18 protein-coding genes and 2 tRNA genes are annotated in these 18,011 nt (G+C 73.4%); 13 read left to right on the plus strand and 7 right to left on the minus strand.

Going from position 1 to position 18,011, the window contains the following annotated elements; all coding sequences use genetic code 11:
• Positions 1–60: 60 nt before the first annotated feature.
• From ACGFX4_RS20805 to ACGFX4_RS20830, 6 genes are all read left to right on the plus strand, one after another.
• Positions 61–837, plus strand: coding sequence for a hypothetical protein (locus tag ACGFX4_RS20805; protein WP_393076333.1), 777 nt, complete (start codon positions 61–63; stop codon positions 835–837).
• Positions 834–1,778 carry a nucleic acid/nucleotide deaminase domain-containing protein gene (locus tag ACGFX4_RS20810; RefSeq protein ID WP_393076335.1) on the plus strand — a complete coding sequence of 315 codons (945 nt, stop codon included), beginning with the start codon at positions 834–836 and terminating at the stop codon, positions 1,776–1,778. Before ACGFX4_RS20805 ends, ACGFX4_RS20810 begins: the two co-directional genes overlap by 4 nt.
• Positions 1,779–1,794: 16 nt before the next feature.
• Positions 1,795–2,664 (plus strand): nucleic acid/nucleotide deaminase domain-containing protein, encoded by an 870-nt coding sequence (locus ACGFX4_RS20815; protein WP_393076338.1) that lies wholly within the window; start codon positions 1,795–1,797, stop codon positions 2,662–2,664.
• Entirely contained in the window at positions 2,657–3,307 is a 651-nt protein-coding gene (locus tag ACGFX4_RS20820; RefSeq protein ID WP_393076341.1) for an SUKH-4 family immunity protein, read from the plus strand. Before ACGFX4_RS20815 ends, ACGFX4_RS20820 begins: the two co-directional genes overlap by 8 nt.
• Entirely contained in the window at positions 3,307–3,945 is a 639-nt protein-coding gene (locus tag ACGFX4_RS20825) for an SUKH-4 family immunity protein (RefSeq protein WP_393076344.1), read from the plus strand. The genes ACGFX4_RS20820 and ACGFX4_RS20825 overlap by 1 nt, the downstream gene beginning before the upstream one ends.
• Before the next feature lie 102 nt (positions 3,946–4,047).
• The gene (locus ACGFX4_RS20830) at positions 4,048–4,881 is read left to right on the plus strand and encodes a DUF3152 domain-containing protein (RefSeq protein ID WP_393076347.1); all 834 of its coding nucleotides are present in this window, start codon (positions 4,048–4,050) and stop codon (positions 4,879–4,881) included.
• 11 nt (positions 4,882–4,892) lie between these two features.
• Here ACGFX4_RS20830 and ACGFX4_RS20835 read toward each other — a convergent pair whose 3' ends face one another.
• From ACGFX4_RS20835 to purS, 4 genes are all read right to left on the minus strand, one after another.
• Complete coding sequence (locus tag ACGFX4_RS20835; protein ID WP_393076350.1) at positions 4,893–5,693, minus strand: sterol carrier family protein; 801 nt, start codon at positions 5,691–5,693, stop codon at positions 4,893–4,895.
• Between the two features lie 73 nt (positions 5,694–5,766).
• Positions 5,767–8,022, minus strand: coding sequence for a phosphoribosylformylglycinamidine synthase subunit PurL (gene purL / locus ACGFX4_RS20840; RefSeq protein ID WP_393076353.1), 2,256 nt, complete (start codon positions 8,020–8,022; stop codon positions 5,767–5,769).
• Positions 8,022–8,699 (minus strand): phosphoribosylformylglycinamidine synthase subunit PurQ, encoded by a 678-nt coding sequence (purQ, locus tag ACGFX4_RS20845; RefSeq protein WP_345698121.1) that lies wholly within the window; start codon positions 8,697–8,699, stop codon positions 8,022–8,024. The genes purL and purQ overlap by 1 nt, the downstream gene beginning before the upstream one ends.
• Positions 8,696–8,950, minus strand: a complete 255-nt coding sequence (purS, locus tag ACGFX4_RS20850; RefSeq protein WP_033250393.1) for a phosphoribosylformylglycinamidine synthase subunit PurS — start codon at positions 8,948–8,950, stop codon at positions 8,696–8,698. Before purS ends, purQ begins: the two co-directional genes overlap by 4 nt.
• Positions 8,951–9,361: 411 nt before the next feature.
• Between purS and ACGFX4_RS20855 the strand changes: the two genes are divergently transcribed.
• The 7 genes from ACGFX4_RS20855 to ACGFX4_RS20885 all read left to right on the plus strand — a co-directional run bounded on the left by ACGFX4_RS20855 (position 9,362) and on the right by ACGFX4_RS20885 (position 13,844).
• Positions 9,362–9,679, plus strand: a complete 318-nt coding sequence (locus ACGFX4_RS20855) for an Lsr2 family protein (RefSeq protein WP_345698122.1) — start codon at positions 9,362–9,364, stop codon at positions 9,677–9,679.
• A gap of 125 nt (positions 9,680–9,804) precedes the next feature.
• Positions 9,805–9,877 (plus strand) — tRNA-Gly (locus ACGFX4_RS20860).
• Between the two features lie 40 nt (positions 9,878–9,917).
• Positions 9,918–9,993 (plus strand) — tRNA-Gly (locus ACGFX4_RS20865).
• A 152-nt stretch (positions 9,994–10,145) separates the two neighbouring features.
• Positions 10,146–11,126, plus strand: a complete 981-nt coding sequence (locus tag ACGFX4_RS20870; RefSeq protein WP_393076357.1) for an ABC transporter ATP-binding protein — start codon at positions 10,146–10,148, stop codon at positions 11,124–11,126.
• A complete protein-coding gene (locus ACGFX4_RS20875; RefSeq protein WP_393076360.1) occupies positions 11,123–11,917 on the plus strand; it encodes an ABC transporter permease in 795 nt (264 codons plus the stop codon). The genes ACGFX4_RS20870 and ACGFX4_RS20875 overlap by 4 nt, the downstream gene beginning before the upstream one ends.
• Before the next feature lie 53 nt (positions 11,918–11,970).
• A complete protein-coding gene (locus ACGFX4_RS20880; protein WP_393076363.1) occupies positions 11,971–13,230 on the plus strand; it encodes a sensor histidine kinase in 1,260 nt (419 codons plus the stop codon).
• The gene (locus ACGFX4_RS20885; protein WP_393076366.1) at positions 13,227–13,844 is read left to right on the plus strand and encodes a response regulator; all 618 of its coding nucleotides are present in this window, start codon (positions 13,227–13,229) and stop codon (positions 13,842–13,844) included. The genes ACGFX4_RS20880 and ACGFX4_RS20885 overlap by 4 nt, the downstream gene beginning before the upstream one ends.
• A 4-nt stretch (positions 13,845–13,848) precedes the next feature.
• On the opposite strand, the gene ACGFX4_RS20890 is transcribed toward ACGFX4_RS20885, so the two are convergent.
• From ACGFX4_RS20890 to ACGFX4_RS20900, 3 genes are all read right to left on the minus strand, one after another.
• Positions 13,849–14,745, minus strand: coding sequence for a phosphoribosylaminoimidazolesuccinocarboxamide synthase (locus tag ACGFX4_RS20890; protein WP_393076369.1), 897 nt, complete (start codon positions 14,743–14,745; stop codon positions 13,849–13,851).
• Between the two features lie 59 nt (positions 14,746–14,804).
• Positions 14,805–16,346: a N,N-dimethylformamidase beta subunit family domain-containing protein gene (locus ACGFX4_RS20895; protein WP_393076372.1), complete on the minus strand. Its 1,542-nt coding sequence runs from the start codon at positions 16,344–16,346 to the stop codon at positions 14,805–14,807.
• 129 nt (positions 16,347–16,475) lie between these two features.
• Positions 16,476–17,993: a hypothetical protein gene (locus ACGFX4_RS20900; RefSeq protein WP_393076375.1), complete on the minus strand. Its 1,518-nt coding sequence runs from the start codon at positions 17,991–17,993 to the stop codon at positions 16,476–16,478.
• Positions 17,994–18,011 lie beyond the last annotated feature (18 nt).

Here is an 18,011-nt window from a genome sequence, read left to right on the forward strand (position 1 = left end):
TTGACCACCGCCCACAGCAGACCGATAGTCATATGACCACTCTCGGGGGAAGGGGAACAGATGGGCGTCGTGCTACCCGACGAACTCGCCTGGGTGCTCGACCTGATCGGGATCAACTGGCCCAATGTCGACGAGGACGAGTACCGCGAAATGGCGGACGAACTCCGCGACCTCGCATCGACGTTGAACGCTGATCGGGATCTGATCGCCAATGCCGCGCAGGAGTTCCTGGGCATCAACCAGGGCGCCGGCGCGGACGCCTTCCAAGCACACTGGGACAAGGTCGCCGGCACCCACATGCCGCAAGTCGCCCAGGCGCTCGGCGTGTTCGCGATCGGCCTGGACGGTGCTGCACTGGTGATCAGCGGCGCGAAGATCGCCGCGATCGTCCAACTCGGCATCATGGCTGCCGAGGTGATCGCTGCCCAGGCCGCCGCGCCGTTCACCTTCGGCCTCTCCGAGGCCGGCGCGCTCGGCGCCACCCAGGCCACCCGGATCATCGTCAAGCGCCTCCTCAAGGAGGCCGAGCAGCAGCTGATGTCCGAACTGATGTCGCTCGTCGAGGGGCCGGTCTTCGCCGCCCTCGGCAACATCGCCCAGGACCTGGTGATCCAGCTCGCCCGCAACGCGCTCGGCGCCCAGGACGGCATCGACTGGGGCGAGGCGGCGAACGCCGGCAAGCAGGGCCTCAAGGACGGCGTCCAGCAGTCGGTCGACCAGGTCAAGGGCTACGCCGACGATCCGCTCGGCAGCGCCCGCAACTTCGCCCAGAACACCGTCACCGGCGCCGCGCAGAACAGCCAGCAGCAGGCGCCGTCCCACCGAGGTGCGCGATGACCGACATCAAGCACGACTTCGACGCGGCCGAGGCACTCGCCCGGAACTTCGACAGCCACTCCGCCCGGCTCAGCGAGCACCACGCCCGGACCGGCCGCAGCCGCGCCCGGGCGGTCAGCGGCCGCGGCGGCCACCCGCTCGCCCGGGCCGTCTCGGAGGCCGCGGACCGCGCCCTGGAGGCCATCGAGAAGGCCCTCGACGGGCTCGCCAAGCACGGCACCGACGCCGCCGGCGGCATCCGCACGATGAGCAAGAACCACGCCGAGATGGAGAAGAAGCTCGCCGACCGGTACAAGCGCATCGTCGAGGGCCACGACACCACCCCGGTCTACCTGCTCGACCGCAAGGGCGCCCTGCACCGGGTCGGCCACGACGGCAACCTGCACGCGGTCGGCGACGACGACACCTCCGGTGTCCGGCACTTCTTCGGCGGCAACACGCCCCGCCCGCCGGCGGTGATGAAGAAGGTCCCGGACGACAAGGCCGGCGACAAGGTCACCTCGCGCAAGATCCGCCCCGGCTCGACCGAACTGGCCCGGGCCACCGAACGCGCCCGCCTGGCCGCCCGGGACGACCCGGAGGACGGCGACTACGGGTCCCCCCAGTCCAAGATCAAGGCGAACTACGCCGCCCTGCACTACCAGGACGACAACCGGAACTTCATCGTCGTGGCCAGCAGCCTCTGGCCCGACCTGCACTCCGAGAAGCGCCTGGGCGTACCGATCCTGGACAAGGGCCTCGGCCAGCACGCCCAGGCGGTCTACACCGAGCGCGCCCCCTGCGACGAACGGTCCAACTCCAACTGCTCGGCCTGGCTGAAGTGGAAGTTCCCGGGGCTGACCGACGTCAGCCACGGCATCGACTACCCCGGCAACGACGAGCACAAGACCTACCTGGAGACCCTCCGGCGCCGCCACGGCCAGATCCACGGCGGGCACTGACGGATAGGCTGACACCATGACCTCAGAACTCGCCCAGCGCCTCGTCGGCCGCTTCGGCCAGGACGGTCTGCGCCGCTTCGACGCCGCCGACCTGGCTCCGGCCGCGGCCCCCGCCGGTGCCGCCGAGCTGCTCGCCGGCACCGGTGTGCCGGTCCAGGTCGGCCCGTACTTCGAGACCCGGTCCGACGAGCCGGCCACCCTCGGCGGCTACGCCGCACAGCTGGAACTGGCCGTGCCGGGCAACGGCGAGGAACACTGGGTCCGGCTCGGCACCGACCGCGGCGCCGAGCTGTGCCTGGACGGCCGCGGCCAGGTCTGGGCGGTCTACCTGGCCTTCCCCGAGCCGCCCGTCCTGGTCAACACCGACCTGGCCGCCTTCCTCGGCTCGCTCGTCGAACTGGACGACAACCTGCGGAAGTTGGCGGCGGCCGACCGGCCGGAGGAGATCTTCCGGCTGTTCGCCGAGGCGGAGAGCCGGCTGCGCGCCGCCGACCTGCGCGCCTTCGAGGACGACGAGCTGTGGTGGCCCCGGGTCCTGGAGGACGTCCGGCACACCCGCGGCGTCCCCGGCTACGCGGCCTTCAAGTACCGCGGTGCCAAGGGCGAACCGGAGATCGTCACCGCGGACGGCTCGCTGGCCCTGCACCCCGAGGAGGCGGTCTGGTACCGGCTCAACGCGGCCGGGGTGGAGCCCGAGGACGTCCTGGAGGTCTACACCGAACTCCAGGCCTGCTCGATGCCCGGCCACTACTGCAGCGTCTGGATGGCCCGGGCCTTCCCGCAGGCGGAGTTCAGCCACAGCTACGACTACGGCGACACCGCGGCCGAGCGGGAGGCCGGCGTCCGCGAACTGGCCGCCGCGCTGGAGGAGAGCACCCGTGGCTGAGCCCGCACCCGGCACCGGACCGGTCACCCGCGAGGCGCTGGAAGGCTTCTTCGGCGCCGACGGGCTGCTCCGCGTCCCCGCGGAGCGGCTCCCCGCCGGCCTGACCGATCCCGGCGCCCGAGCCTTCCTCACCGGCATCGGCCTCCCCCGGACCCCGGTCACCCCGCTGGAACCCGACAGCCACGTCGAGCAGGGCATGATCCGGCTCGCCGACCTCTACCTGCCGCACTACCGGCTGTCCGAGATGCACCACGGCCTGCCCGCCGAGGCCGACGACTGGCTGGTCCTCGGCGTCCACGGCGAGGTGCCGTTCGCGCTGGACGGGGCCTCCGGCGCCGTGTACACCCTTGCGGGCGACCCGGAGCAGGCATACTCCCGTCCGGCCCACCGCGACCTGCACTCCCTGGCCCGCTGCCTCATGGCGTACGACGCCGAGGTGATGAAACTGGTCTTCGCCGACTTCCTCGACGAGGACCAGACCGCCTGGTGCGCCGACCGCCTCCCGCACTGGGACGAGATCGAGGACGCGGAGCACGAGGACATCATCGACCGCTTCGCCGCCCGCCTGGAGACCGCCGAACCCGGCATCCTCGGCAACCCCGGCTGGCAGGGCGCCGTCCACGCACTCCGCTACGGCTTCTAGTGCGCCCCGGCCGCGAAGCCACCGCACTGGAGCAGGTGTTCGGCGCCGACCACCTCGCCCGGCTCCCCGAGGAACGGTTGCCCGCCACGGTCACCGACCCGGGCGCACGCGCCTTCCTGACCGGGATCGGACTGCCGACCGCGCCGGGCGCGGTGATCCGCGCGGACGAGGGACTGGCCGCCGGGCAGCCGAGCCCGCTCGGCGGCGCGATGCTCCTGGTCGGCCGCTACGGCACCGCCCGGTTCGTTCTCGACGGGAGCTCGGGCGCGGTCCACGCCCTGCTCCCGGGGCAGGACCCGACAGCCGGCACCCGTCCCGCGCACCGCGACCCGGGCTCGCTCGTACGCTGTCTGCTCGCCTTCGGTGGACGGGAACTCTGGCTGCTCTCCGACCTCATGGACCCCGACACTGCCGACTGGTGCCGGGAACACCTCCCCGGGTTCGCCGAGCTCTGCCCGGTCCGTGACGAGGAGGACGACCTCCTCCCCGACGAGGAGGACGACGACTTCCTCGCTCGGTTGCCGGACGCCGACGAGGTCCTGGCGGAGCTGACCGCGCGGCTCCGGCAGATCGAACCGCAGATCACCGACCAACCCGTCTGGCAGGCGATCCTCCGGGACTTCCGCCACGGCTACTGACGCCGGACGGCGGGGGCATGCGGAACCACCACGCGTGTCCGGACCGTCCTTGCCCGCAGCCGAACAGAAAGCGTCCTTGTGCCCGCAACCCGCAGTGCCGCCGTGTCCCGCCGTGCCCGCAACGCCCTGCGCCGACGGCGCGAGCGCCTGCGGCGGCTGCGGCGGACGGTCCTGGTGGCCGTGGTGCTGGTGGCGACCGGGGTGGCGGTGCTGCTGCACGGCGGCGGCAGTCCGAAGCCGGGGCCGACCGCCCAGGCCCGTCCGGTCCCGCCCGCCGAGGCGACGGCGAAGCCGAGCCAGAGCCCGACGCCCAGCCCCACACCGACCCCGACCCCGACCCCGACGCCGACCCCCTCGCCCACCCCGACCGTGGTCGCCCGCGGCGAGGGCACCTTCACCGCCGCCCGGGCGGACGGCAAGGCGGTCGGCAAGGGCACCGTCCGCCGCTACAAGGTCGAGGTGGAGGACGGCATCGGCATCGACCCGCAGGCCGCCGCCGGTGTGGTCCAGGCCGTCCTGGCCGACCCACGCGGCTGGACCGCGGGCGGCTCGTACGGATTCCAGCTGGTCTCCTCCGGCAGCTACGACTTCACCGTCCGCATAGCGTCCCCGGCCACCGTCGACAAGATCTGCGCCACCGTCGGGCTGAACACCAAGGGCGAGGTGAACTGCGACGCCGGCAGCCAGGTGATGGTCAACTCCAAGCGCTGGCTGACCGGTTCACCGCAGTTCAGCGGACCGCTGGCCGACTACCGGGCGCTGATCGTCAACCACGAGGTGGGCCACCGGATCGGCCGCGGCCACGAGGGCTGCCCGGGCCCGGGCAAGCCGGCGCCCGCCATGATGCAGCAGATCTACGGCCTGGACGGCTGCACCCCCAACGCCTGGCCGTACACCGCCGACGGCGAGTACATCGGCGGCCCGTCGGTGCCGTAGTGCCGTGGCCCTCAGCCCAGCACCGGCAGATGGGCGCTCAGGTCGCTGCGTTCGCCGCTCGCCGAGAGCGACACGTCCAGCACCTCCGCCCAGGCCACCCGCCCGGTGGCCAGCCGGATCCAGGTCAGCGGTTCGGCCTCCACCACGTTCGGCGGCGTCCCCCGGGTGTGCTTCGGGCCCTCCACGGCCTGCACCACGGCGTACGGCGGCACCCTCAACTCGACGGCACCGCCCGGCACCTGGTCGGCGAAGGCGTCGGCGAGCAGCCGGGTCGCGGCGGCCACCGCCTGCTTCTCGTGCGTGAAGTCGGTGCCCAGCGCCTGCGCCAGGTCGTCCGCGTGGACCACGGTCTCCACCAGCCGGGTCACCAGGAAGTCGGCCAGCGGCATCGGCCCGAAGCGCATCGCGATCAGGCGGCCGGGCTCCTCGGCGGCCGGCAGCGCCGCCAGCAACGCGTCGCAGCACCGGTCGAACTCGGCGGCGACCTCGGCGGCCCTGCCGGCGAACGCCCCGGCGGCCAGCTCCTCGGCGATCTCGTTGATGGTGGCGGCGGCCGTCCGGGTCTGCCGCGCCCAGTACAGCGGGGTGATCGGCCGGACGTCCGGGACCGGGTCGTCCAGGTGGGCCGGCACCCAGCTGACCACCATGCCCAGGTGCGCGACCAACTCCCGTACCCGCCAGTCCCCGAGCCGGGTCGGGAGGCTCAACTGCGCTTCGTCCAGGGCCCGGACGGTGGAGCGCAGGGCCTCGGTCTGCCCGGCCAGCGCAGCGCGCACCTTGGCCGGGTCGTAGGTGCGGGTCTTGGTCGCCATGGACGGCAGCGTACGCGCCGAAGGGCGGCCCGCGCAGAACGCGCGGACCGCCCTTCGGACACAGCCGGCCGGATCAGGCCAGCAGGGCCTCGATGACGCCGGTGTTGGCGTCCTTCAGCTCGGCCAGCGAGACGGTGAACTGGCCCTGGACGTCCAGGACGTCGCCGTCCACGACACCGATGCGGGTGGCCGGCAGGCCACGCGCGCCGCACATGTCGTTGAAGCGGAGCTCCTCGCTGCGCGGAACGGAGACCACCGCGCGGCCGGCCGACTCGGAGAACAGGAACACGAACGGGTCCAGGCCCTCCGGGACGACGACGCGAGCGCCGCGGCCGCCCTTGAGCGAGCTCTCCACCAGCGCCATGCCGAGGCCGCCGTCGGAGAGGTCGTGCGCGGCGTCGATCATGCCGTCGCGGGAAGCCGCGATCAGGATCTCGCCGAGCAGCCGCTCGCGCTCCAGGTCGACCTTGGGCGGCAGGCCGCCCAGGTGGCCGTGGACGACCTGGGTCCAGGCGGAGCCGCCCAGCTCGTCCTCGGTGTCGCCGAGGAGGTAGAGCAGCTGCCCCTCCTCGCCGAAGCCGATCGGGGTGCGGCGGGTGACGTCGTCGATGACGCCGAGCACCGCGACCACGGGGGTCGGGTGGATGGCGGTCTCGCCGGTCTGGTTGTACAGCGAGACGTTGCCGCCGGTGACCGGGGTGCCGAGCACCAGGCAGGCGTCGGCCAGGCCGCGGGTGGCCTCGGCGAACTGCCACATCACGTCCGGGTCCTCGGGGGAGCCGAAGTTGAGGCAGTCGGAGACCGCGAGCGGCTTGGCGCCGCCGGCCGCGACGTTGCGGTACGCCTCGGCCAGGGCCAGCTGGGCACCGGCGTACGGGTCCAGCTTGGCGTAGCGGCCGTTGCCGTCGGTGGCGACCGAGACGCCGAGGTTGGTCTCGTCGTCGATCCGGATCATGCCGGAGTCCTCGCCGTGCGAGAGCACGGTGTTGCCGAGCACGTAGCGGTCGTACTGGTCGGTGATCCACGCCTTGGAGGCCTGGTTCGGCGAGGCGGCGACCTGGAGCAGCGCGTCCTTGAGCTCCGCGCCGTTCGCCGGGCGGGCCAGCCGCTCGGCGGTCGGGGCGTCGGCCTGCAGCGCGTCCTGCCAGCTCGGGCGGGCGTACGGGCGCTGGTAGGTCGGGCCCTCGTGGGCGACGGTGCGCGGCGGCACGTCGACGACCTGCTCGCCGTGCCAGAAGATCTCCAGGCGCTCGCCGTCGGTCACCTCACCGATGACGGTGGCGATGACGTCCCACTTCTCGCAGATCTCCAGGAAGCGCTCGACCTTGGCCGGCTCGACGATGGCGCACATGCGCTCCTGCGACTCGCTCATGAGGATCTCCTCGGGCGAGAGCGTGTTGTCGCGCAGCGGCACGGTGTCCAGCTCGACCCGCATGCCGCCGGTGCCGGCGGAGGCGAGCTCGGAGGTCGCGCAGGACAGGCCCGCGCCACCGAGGTCCTGGATACCGGCGACCAGGTCCTCCTTGAAGATCTCCAGGGTGCACTCGATGAGGAGCTTCTCCTGGAAGGGGTCGCCGACCTGGACGGCGGGGCGCTTGGCCGGGCCGGTGGCGTCGAAGGTCTCCGAGGCGAGCACGGAGACGCCGCCGATGCCGTCGCCGCCGGTGCGGGCGCCGTAGAGGATGACCTTGTTGCCGGGGCCGGAGGCCTTGGCGAGGTGGATGTCCTCGTGCTTCATCACGCCGACGCACAGCGCGTTGACCAGCGGGTTGCCCTGGTAGCAGGAGTCGAAGACGACCTCGCCGCCGATGTTGGGCAGGCCCAGGCAGTTGCCGTAGCCGCCGATGCCCGCGACGATGCCGGGCAGCACGCGCCGGGTGTCCGGGTGGTCCGCGGCGCCGAAGCGCAGCGGGTCCATCACGGCGACCGGGCGGGCGCCCATCGCGAGGATGTCGCGGACGATGCCGCCGATGCCGGTGGCCGCGCCCTGGTAGGGCTCGATGTACGACGGGTGGTTGTGCGACTCGACCTTGAAGGTGACCGCGTAGCCCTGGCCGACGTCGACCACACCGGCGTTCTCGCCGATGCCGACGAGCATGGCGTCGTTCTCGGGCGCCTTCTCGCCGAACTGCTTGAGGTGCACCTTGGAGCTCTTGTACGAGCAGTGCTCCGACCACATGACGGAGTACATGGCGAGCTCGGCGCCGGTGGGACGGCGGCCGAGGATCTCGCGGATCCGCGCGTACTCGTCTTCCTTGAGACCCAGCTCGGCCCAGGGCTGGGCGGCGTCCGGGGTCTGCTCGGCGTTCTTGACGGTGTCCAGGGTCATCAGGCGTTCACCAGCTGCTTGAGGACGGAAGTGAAGAAGCCCAGGCCCTCGGTGGTCGGGCCGGTGAGCGGCTCGACGGCGTGCTCCGGGTGCGGCATCAGGCCGACGACATTGCCCGCGGCGTTGGTGATACCGGCAATGTCGCGGTACGAACCGTTGGGGTTCACGTCCAGGTACCGGGCGACGACGCGGCCTTCGGCCTCGAGCTCGTCGAGGACGTGGGCGTCGGCGACGAAGCGGCCCTCGCCGTTCTTCAGCGGAACGACGATTTCCTGGCCGGCCGAGTAATCCCGGGTCCAGGCGGTGCCGGCGTTCTCGATGCGCAGCTTCTGGTCGCGGCAGATGAAGTGCAGCGAGTCGTTGCGGGTGAGCGCGCCGGGCAGCAGGTGCGATTCGCAGAGGACCTGGAAGCCGTTGCAGATACCGAGGACCGGCATTCCGAGCTTGGCCTGCTCGATGACGGTGTCCATCACCGGCGAGAAGCGGGAGATGGCCCCGCAGCGCAGATAGTCGCCGTAGGAGAATCCGCCCGGCAGGACGACGGCGTCGACCTGGTGGAGATCCTTGTCACGGTGCCAGAGGGCGACCGGCTCGGCGCCGGCCAGGCGGACCGCGCGCTGCGCGTCGCGGTCGTCGAGGGAACCGGGGAAAGTGACGACGCCGACTCGGGTGGTCACTTGCCCTCCTCCTCGACGCGGACGGTGAAGTCCTCGATCACGGTGTTGGCGAGGAAGGTCTCGGCGGCTTCGCGGATGCGGGCGAGGGCGGCGTCGTCGACCGGGCCCTCCAGCTCCAGCTCGAAGCGCTTTCCCTGGCGGACGTCGGCGATCCCGGCGAATCCGAGACGCGGCAGTGCACGCTGCACCGCCTGTCCCTGGGGGTCGAGGATCTCCGGCTTGAGCATGACGTCGACTACGACGCGTGCCACTGGCACTCCCGGTGGTGATTGCGTGAAGGCGGGGGACCTTCAGCCTACCTGGGGTTCGGGGCCGGATTGCTGGCCCGGGAGGGCGACGCGCGTAGACCCCCACCCCTTACGCCGCAAGGGTTCCGGGCCCCTCCGGCCTCCCAGGGGGGCATCCGATTTCGGAGGTTTAATCCCTTCCGTAACGCCCGTGTATCGATGCATCGGGGAAGCACGTGAATATCCGGAAAAAAGGAATCGAGACCCTTCGATTTCCCCCGCCTTTGGGTGCAGAATAGGGCGACCGGCAGCCGGGCGCGCTGCGTATCCGGTTCGGGCCCCCACGCCCTCCGTATGCGCCCGCGCAGCGGCACACCGGGCCGACGGGGCACCCGAGACACCCGGCGGCCTAATTGCCCGAGAGGATTGACACCCATGGCTCAGCGTGTAGTCGTCACGCTCTCCGACGACCTGGACGGCGGCGCCGCCGCGGAAACCGTCCACTTCGGCGTTGACGGGAAGTCGTACGAGATCGACCTGTCCGCCGACAACGCGGAAAAGCTCCGGGAGGCCCTCGCCCCGTTCGTCGCGGCCGGCCGCCGCCAGAGCCGCAGCGGAAAGTCCTTCCGCCGCACCGCACTGACCCCGGACCCGGCCGCGGTGCGCGCCTGGGCCCAGTCCAACGGCATGGAGCTGCCGGCCCGCGGCCGCATCCCGAAGCACGTGTACGAGGCGTTCGCCGACGCGAACTGACCGCCTGCGGTCCGCCCCACCCGGCCCGGAGAGGAAGGGTGGGGCGAGCACTCTCGCGGATGTTGTAGAGTATTTCTCGTCGCCAAGGGGAACACCCCGGGAGCGGCCGGCGCCCCAGGTGCCGTGCGGACGTGGCTCAGTTGGTAGAGCATCACCTTGCCAAGGTGAGGGTCGCGAGTTCGAATCTCGTCGTCCGCTCGCAGTGCCGAAAGGCGCAGCAGTACAAGTGAATAGACCTGCGGACGTGGCTCAGTTGGTAGAGCATCACCTTGCCAAGGTGAGGGTCGCGAGTTCGAATCTCGTCGTCCGCTCCATGACAGAAGGCCCCCTCGATCGATCGAGGGGGCCTTCTGCGTTGCCCGGCCCCTCCCCCATGACATTTGTCACCGCCGACCCGTGGATCCGCACCGGCGGCCGGTGACGGCCCGCACTGCCCGCGCGGCCGGGGCGACGGGAGGCTGGAGCCATGACCGACACCAGTCGCCCCGCCGTCGAGGCCGTGGGCCTGCACCGCCGTTACGGGCCCGCCAAGGGCGCCGGATTCGACGCCGTCCGCGGCCTCGACCTCACCGTCCACCGGGGCGAGCTGTTCGCCCTGCTCGGCACCAACGGCGCGGGCAAGACCTCCACCATGGAGCTGCTCGAAGGGCTCGCCGAACCCACCGCGGGGCAGATCCGGGTGCTCGGCCACGACCCGTACCGGGAGCGCGCCGCGGTCCGGCCGCGGATCGGCATCATGCTGCAGGAGGGCGGCTTCCCGGGCGAGCTGACCGTCGCCGAGGCCGGCCGCTGCTGGGCAGGCCTGACCAGCGACGCCCGCCCGGTGGACGAGGCGCTGGACCTGGTCGGCCTGCTGGACCGCCGCTCGGTGCGGGTCAAGCAGCTCTCCGGCGGCGAGCGCCGCCGGCTCGACCTGGCGGTGGCCCTGCTCGGCCGGCCCGAGGTGCTGTTCCTGGACGAGCCGAGCACCGGCCTCGACCCGGAGGCCCGGGCCTCGGTCTGGCAGCTGGTCCGCGACCTGCGTGCGGGGGGCACCACCGTGCTGCTCACCACGCACTACCTGGAGGAGGCGGAGGAGCTCGCCGACCGGCTGGCCATCATGCACCGCGGCCGGGTGGTCGTCGCCGGCACCGTCGCCGAGGTGATCGCCGACCGCCCGTCCCGGATCGGCTTCGAGCTGCCGGAGCGCAGCGGCCCGCACGGGGACCTGGTGCTGCCGCCGCTCGCCGGCGCCGAGGTGACCGCCGACGGCCGCCGGATCACCGTCCGCACCACCACCCTGCAGGCCACCCTGACCGACCTGCTCGGCTGGGCCGCCCACCACGGGGTCGCGCTCGGCGGTCTGGACGCCCGCAGCGCCTCGCTGGAGGAGGCCTTCCTCGCCATCGCCGCCGGCGCCGAGGCGTCCGGCCCCCGCATCCCGTCCCCGATCGGAGCCTCGCTGTGACCACCGCCACCGGACGCATGCTCGCCCTCGGCCGCGCCGAGGCCACCCTGCTGCTGCGCAACCGCACGGCACTGTTCACCGCGCTGCTGCTGCCGCCGGCCATGGTCGTCGGGCTGTCCAGCGCGCTGCAGCAGCAGGCGAAGGACAACCCCGGGCTGGACGTCCACGCCAGCGTGATCAGCGGCCTGGCCGGGGTCATCCTGCTGTTCGTCGTCTACTACACGCTGACCGCCTCGTACGTGGCCCGCCGCGGCGAGCTGGTGCTCAAGCGGCTGCGCACCGGCGAGGCCCGGGACGCCGAGATCCTGCTCGGCACCTCGGTGCCCGCGGTCGCCCTGGCGCTGCTGGAGGTCGTACTGCTCAGCGGGATCGGCGCGGTGGTGTTCGACCTGCCGGTGCCGGCCAACCCGGTGCTGCTGCTGGCCGGCGTGCTGCTGTCGCTCGCCGTGCTGATCGCCCTGGCGGCGCTCTCCAGCGTCTTCACCAGGACGGTGGAGAGCGCCGGCCTGACCACGCTGCCGCTGCTGCTGGTCTCCCAGCTCGGCTCGGGCCTGATGTTCCCGCTGGAGGTCATGCCGGACGGGCTCGCCCGGATCTGCCAGTCGCTGCCCACCACGCCCGGCTTCCAGCTGATCCGGCTCGGCTGGTTCGGCACCGACGGTTCCGCCCCGCCCACCGGGTTCCTCAGCACCTGGGGCGAGGCCTGGCCGCACCTGCTGCTGGGCGTCGCGTGGACGGTCGCGGCCGCCTGGGCCGCCCGCCGGTACTTCCGGTGGGAGCCGCGTCGCTGATGGCCTCGGGCCCGGCTGATATGAAGAAGGCCGAACCGAAGGGGGGCGACCACATGGACGTGGCGATGCCGGTCCGCCGCTGGCGGGCCACCGGGAAGCCGCAGCGCACCGAGCTGTACGTCCGGTGGTCGCTCTACGCCGTCTCGCTGGTGCAGCCGCTGGCCACCCTCGGCATGCTCGGCGGCGCCGCCCGGAACGAGGTCGACCCTGCGGTGCTGCGGGTCGCCGCCGTCGGGACGGTGGTGGCCGCCGCGCTCAACGCGGCGCTGTTCAAGGTCGCGCTGCCCGCCTACCTGGGCCGGCGACCCCGCCCGACCGGCTGGCTGGTGGCCAGCGGCCTGGTCACCTACGGCATCGCCTTCGCGGTGCTGCTGCTCGCCCCGGCCCTCGACCGGCAGGGCCAGCCGTCCTTCGGCCCGGGCATCGCGGTGATCACCATGACCTTCTGGGTCGCGGCGGCCTCGCTCGCCCTGAAGATCCGCGAGGCCGCGGTGGTCGGGGCGGCCGCGATCGCGCTCACCGGCGTCCCGCTGGTGCTCTCCGGCCTGCCGGGGTCGAGCACCGCCGGGGCGCTGACCGGCGCCGCGATCGGCGCGCTGGCCGCCGCCACCACCTGCCGCTGCTCGGCGTGGACGGCGGCGGTGGTGTGGGAGCTGGACTCCGCCCGGGAGGCGCAGGCCCGGCTCGCGGTCGCCGAGGAGCGGCTGCGCTTCTCCCGCGACCTGCACGACGTGCTCGGCCGCAACCTCACCACCATGGCGCTCAAGAGCGAGCTGGCCGTGCAGCTGTCCAAGCGCGGCCGCCCGGAGGCGGTCGACCAGATGACCGAGGTGCAGCGGATCGCCCAGGAGTCGCACCGCGAGGTCCGCGAACTGGTCCGCGGCTACCGGGAGGCCGACCTGCCGGCCGAGGTGGCCGGTGCCCGCTCGGTGCTGCGCGCCGCCGACGTGGAGTGCGAGACCGACTTCGCGATGGAGCCGGGCACGCTGCCGCCGCGGGTGCAGTCGGTGCTCGGCTGGGTGGTCCGCGAGGCGACCACCAACGTGCTGCGGCACAGCGAGGCCGGGCACTGCGCGATCCGGCTGCGGGTGCGCGGCGGCGCGGCCGTCCTGGAGGTGGAGAACGACGGGGTGCCGCTGGTCCCCGCCCCCCGCCCGGCCGACGGCGCGGGCGGGCACGGGCTGAGCGGCCTGCGCGAGCGGCTCGCCCCGCACGGCGGCGTCCTGGACCTGCCCGCCGTCGCAGCCGGCAGCTTCCGGCTCACCGCGACCCTGCCGCTGACCGATCCCGCACCGGAGGCACCGACCCGATGAACCGGACACCCGTCCGCGTGCTGCTCGCCGACGACGAGCACCTGATCCGCGGCGCACTGGCCGCGCTGCTCGCCCTGGAGGACGACATCACGGTCGTCGCCGAGGCCGCGTCCGGCGGGGAGGCGCTGGCCATGGCCACCGCGCACCGGCCGGACGTCGCCGTGCTCGACCTGCAGATGCCCGGTCTGGACGGCATCGAGGTGGCCGCCGAGCTGCGGCACCGCCTGCCGGAGTGCCGGACGATGATCGTCACCGGGCACGGGCGGCCCGGCTACCTCAAGCGGGCGCTGGAGGTCGGGGTGCGCGGCTTCCTGCCGAAGACCGTCTCCGCGTCCGACCTGGCCAGGATCATCCGCACCGTGCAGGGCGGTGGGCGGTACGTCGACCCGGAGCTGGCCGCCGACGCGATCAGCTCCGGCGACAGCCCCCTGACGCCGCGCGAGACGGACGTCCTGGAGCTGGCCGCGCACGGCACCTCGATTGCCGAGATCGCCGAGCGCGCGGCCCTCTCCCCCGGGACGGTCCGCAACTACCTGTCCTCGGCGGCCACCAAGCTCGGTGCCGAGAACCGCCACGCGGCCGTGCGGATCGCCCGGGAGCACGGCTGGATCTGAGCGCCTACCAGGACAGGCCGGTGAGCCGCTCGTAGGCCTCGATGTAGCGGGCCCGGGTGTGCTCGACGACCTCCAGCGGGAGGGCCGGCGGCGGGAGCTCGCCGGACGGGTCCCAGCCGGAGGCGGGCGAGGCCAGCCAGTTGCGGATGATCTGCTTGTCGAAGGACGGCTGGCTCTGCCCGGGCTTCCACTCGTCGGCCGGCCAGTAGCGCGAGGAGTCCGGGGTGAGCACCTCGTCGCCGATCACCAGCTCGCCGTCCAGCAGGCCGAACTCGAACTTGGTGTCCGCCAGGATCAGCCCGCGCTCCCGGGCGACGTCCTGGGCCCGGGAGTAGACCGCGAGGGTGGTCTGGCGCAGGGTGGCGGCCAGCTCGGCGCCGATCCGCCGCGCGGTCTCCTCGTACGGGACGTTCTCGTCGTGCTCGCCGACCTCGGCCTTGAGCGCCGGGGTGTAGATCGGCGCGGGGAGCTCCGAGCCGTCCTCCAGGCCCTCCGGCAGGGCGATGCCGCAGACCGTCCGGTCGGCCAGGTACTCCTTGAGGCCGGAGCCGGTGAGGTAGCCGCGGGCGACGCACTCGACCGGGATCATCTCCAGGTTGCGGCAGATCATCGTCCGCCCGGCCCAGTCGGCGGGGGCGCCGACCGGGACCTCGGTGGAGACCACGTGGTTGGGCACCAGGTCGGCGATCCGCTCGAACCACCACAGGGACAGCTGGGTGAGGATCCGGCCCTTGTCGGGGATCTCGTTGGGCAGCACCCAGTCGAACGCCGACGTCCGGTCGCTGGCCACCATCACCAGGTCGCCGTTCTCGGCCCGGTACAGGTCGCGCACCTTTCCGGTGTGCAGGTGGACCAGGCCGGGCACCTGGACCGGCTCGGGCTTGGTGACGAATCCGCTCAAGATCAGTCCTCAGGGCGAAAGGAAGGGGAGATTCGCCACCGAGTCTTTCACGGGCCGGCTCACCCCTCCTTGCAGAGGTGGTCCAGCAGGTTCGCGGTGGCCCGCTGGATCCGCTCGTCGGTGTGCCCGGGCCGGTCCAGCGCGGGCGACCAGGCGAAGGTGCCGGAGGCGAAGACGTAGGCGCCGCTGGCCGCGCGGTAGAGCGAGGTCTCCTGGTGGGTGACCCGCCCGGCGGCGTCCCGGTACGGGGAGTGGGCGAGCAGGATCCGCTCGGTGTGCTCGGGCAGCGCGACCTTCGGGAAGTACCGGTCGGCCTCGCCGGCCACCAGGCCGGGCAGCTGGTCGCCGTCGCGCAGACCGGTGCCCTCCCACAGCCAGTGCTCGGTGTTCCGGGCGACCAGCGGGACGGGCGCGGGCACGCTGCCCGCGTACTGCACGCCGAGCAGGTGCTGCTCCGGCTCGCCGGCGTCCCGCCACAGCGCGCTGGCGGCGCCGGGGACGCCGGCCGCCGGGCTGTCCGCGTCGACCCGCTGCCGCTTGCGGCAGTTCAGCAGCCGGTTCGGCTCGCCGGAGGCGCCGGCGGTCAGCTCGACCCGCCAGTACATGCTGTTGGCGGAGAGGAAGACCAGCGAGGTGCCGCCGTCCCGGGCCCGCTCGACGGCCCGCCGCATCGGCTCGGACCAGTACTCGTCGTGCCCGGGGAAGACCAGCGCCTTGTGCCGGGACGGGTCGACCAGCCCGGCGTGCAGGTCGGTCGCGGTGGCGTAGGCGAGGTCGTAGCCGTAGCGCTCGGCCCAGCGGATGAAGTCGTAGGCGTGGCCGACGTGCAGCGGCAGCCCCGCCCCGGCGTGCGGACGGTCGAAGGAGACGGTGACCGCCGCCTCCCGCTCGCCGACCAGCCGGCCGTCCCCGTCCCAGGCGTGGTAGAGACTGGCCCCCCGGTGGCCGTCCTCGGGGAAGAGGTTGTACGCCTGCCAGGTGACGTCCGGGATCACCAGGAGCAGCTCGGCGGCGTGCGTGGCGGGGCTGAAGTCCCGGACGGTGAACGGGATGTGGCTGCGGTGGCCGCCGTCGGCGGTGGTCAGCACGGCGACGTAGGCGCCGGGCCGCCAGTCGGTCGGGACCTGCAGCCGCCAGGACTGCCACCAGTGGTGGCAGGAGACGGTGCGGCCGACCACCAGCGGCGCGGCCTGCGCCATGCCGGCGATCAGCGGGCTGGAGTGGACCTGCCGGGCGCCGTCGCCGCCGTCGTGGCCGATCCGGTAGACGTCCACCTGGAACTCGCGCGGCGGGTTGACGGTGACCCGGAAGTCCACCGAGCCGCCGGGGCGGATCACCCCGGCCGAGGCGAAGCCCTTGATCTGCTGGTCCACGTCGTCCGCGTTGCGCGGGGTGCCGACCGGCGGCCGGGGGCGGGCGCCGGCGGTCAGCGGGCGCTGGCCGGGGGCGTCCACGCTGACGTACCAGGGCACGGCGGCCTCGCCGTCGGCGAGGTAGTGGTCGGGGCTGCGCAGCCAGGGCAGCGGGCCCTGCCCGAAGGGGTCCGAGACGCCGTGTGCCAGCGTGGCGGACTCCCATCTTCCGTTGGGTTCCGTCCCCACACGCCCTCCCCACCCCTGGCCCATCCGTCGCGGGTGGCAATTGCCATACGGATGTGCGTGCGGTCTAGCACACCACGACCGCTGGCGCTCCGTCACCCCACCGTAGCAAGTAGTACTCGTGAATCCGGGTCAGCCGGACAGCCGCACCGGCCGCTCCAACCGCACGCCCGCCGACTCCAGCCAGGCGCGCAGCGGGGCGTCGTCGCCCTGCTCCACCGCGGCGCAGACCGCCGGGCCCAGGTCGGCCCGCCGACCGGCCGTCAGCAGCACCGGGCCGTCCAGCCAGTCCAGCCCCGGGGTGGCCGCGCCGGCGTCCACCGCGGCGCAGCAGACCGTCGCGGTGATGTGCTCGACCAGCAGCTCACGGCCGCTGCGCACGGGTGCGGTCGGGGGCGTGACGCGGGCGGCGCGCGCCACCTGGCCGGCCAGGGCGGCGGCGAGCTGCTCGCTCTCGCCGGCCTTCAGCCGGGCCAGCAGCCGGGCCAGGCTGGGGCCGTCGGCCGGGCCGGCCGACGGACGGTCGCCGGGCGTGCCGGGCCGGTCGAGCGCGGCGTGCAGGGCGGCCGCCTGGGCCCGCCAGCCGCGGTCGACCACGGCGCAGGGGTAGTCGGCCCAGTCGAGATCGCACCAGCCGGTCGCGGGCTCCTCGTGCAGCAGGGCGGCGGCGACCCGGGAGACCTCGGCGTCGATCCGGCCCGGCTCCTCCAGCAGGTCGCAGGCGGGGCGGTCGCCCAGCCGCGTCCCGTAGCCGTCGGCCAGCCGGTCGCGGCGGGACAGCTCGGTCAGCGCGGCGACCACGCCGGCATTGAGGTGGGTGGGGTGGCGGCCGAGCCGCCAGGCGGGCTCCGCGACGCGGGTGAGGAGGCGGTCCCACCCCGCGTAGGCCAGGCCGACCTGCTCCTGCGCGGCGATCCGCAGGCCGTAGTCGACGGCCTTGGCCTGCTCGGAGGCGGCGGCCGCGACCGCGTGCTCCAGCGCGGCGGAGTGCTCGCGGCAGGAGCGCAGCAGGGCGCGGTTGATCCGGTCGACCAGGGCGGCGGGGCCGCGGTGGCGGTCGCCGAGGGCCGCGTCCAGGCTGCGGACGAAGCGGCGGGCGGCGGCGATCTCGGGGTCGGCCGAGGCGGCGGCGCCGGCCACCACCGGGGCGAGCAGGGCGCGCAGCTCGCCGGCCCGCATCCACCACAGGAAGGGGGAGCCGATGACCAGGACGGGCGCGGGCGGCTCGTGGTGCCGGTGGAGTGGGCCGGGGGCCTCCTCCAGCCAGCTGTCGCAGTCCGGGGTGAGTTCGACGGCGGAGGGGGCGGGCACCTCCAGCCGCTCGGCGAGGTCGCCGATCAGGCGGTACAGCTCGGGGGCCGCGGCGGGGTCGAGCCGGACCGCCGGGGTGACCGGTGGGACGGCGCGCCGGTGCGAGCGGGTGACCAGCGCGGCGAGCAGCAGGCCGAGCGCGGCGACGGCGGCCACCACCAGGCGCACCGCGTCCCACGCGGCGGCGTCCGGCGAGCCGGGTGCGCCGATTCTGCCGGTGAGGCGCCCGGCGGTCAGCACCGCGGCGAGGGCGGCGGGCAGCGCGGCGGCCGCCAGGGCCCGTCCGCGGACCCGCAGGACGGCCTGGGCGTGTGTGCGTGCGGCATCGACAGCGACCATTCGACGCGGCACCCCCTT

Source organism: Kitasatospora sp. NPDC048365 (genome assembly GCF_043200835.1).
Classification (GTDB): domain Bacteria; phylum Actinomycetota; class Actinomycetes; order Streptomycetales; family Streptomycetaceae; genus Kitasatospora; species Kitasatospora terrestris.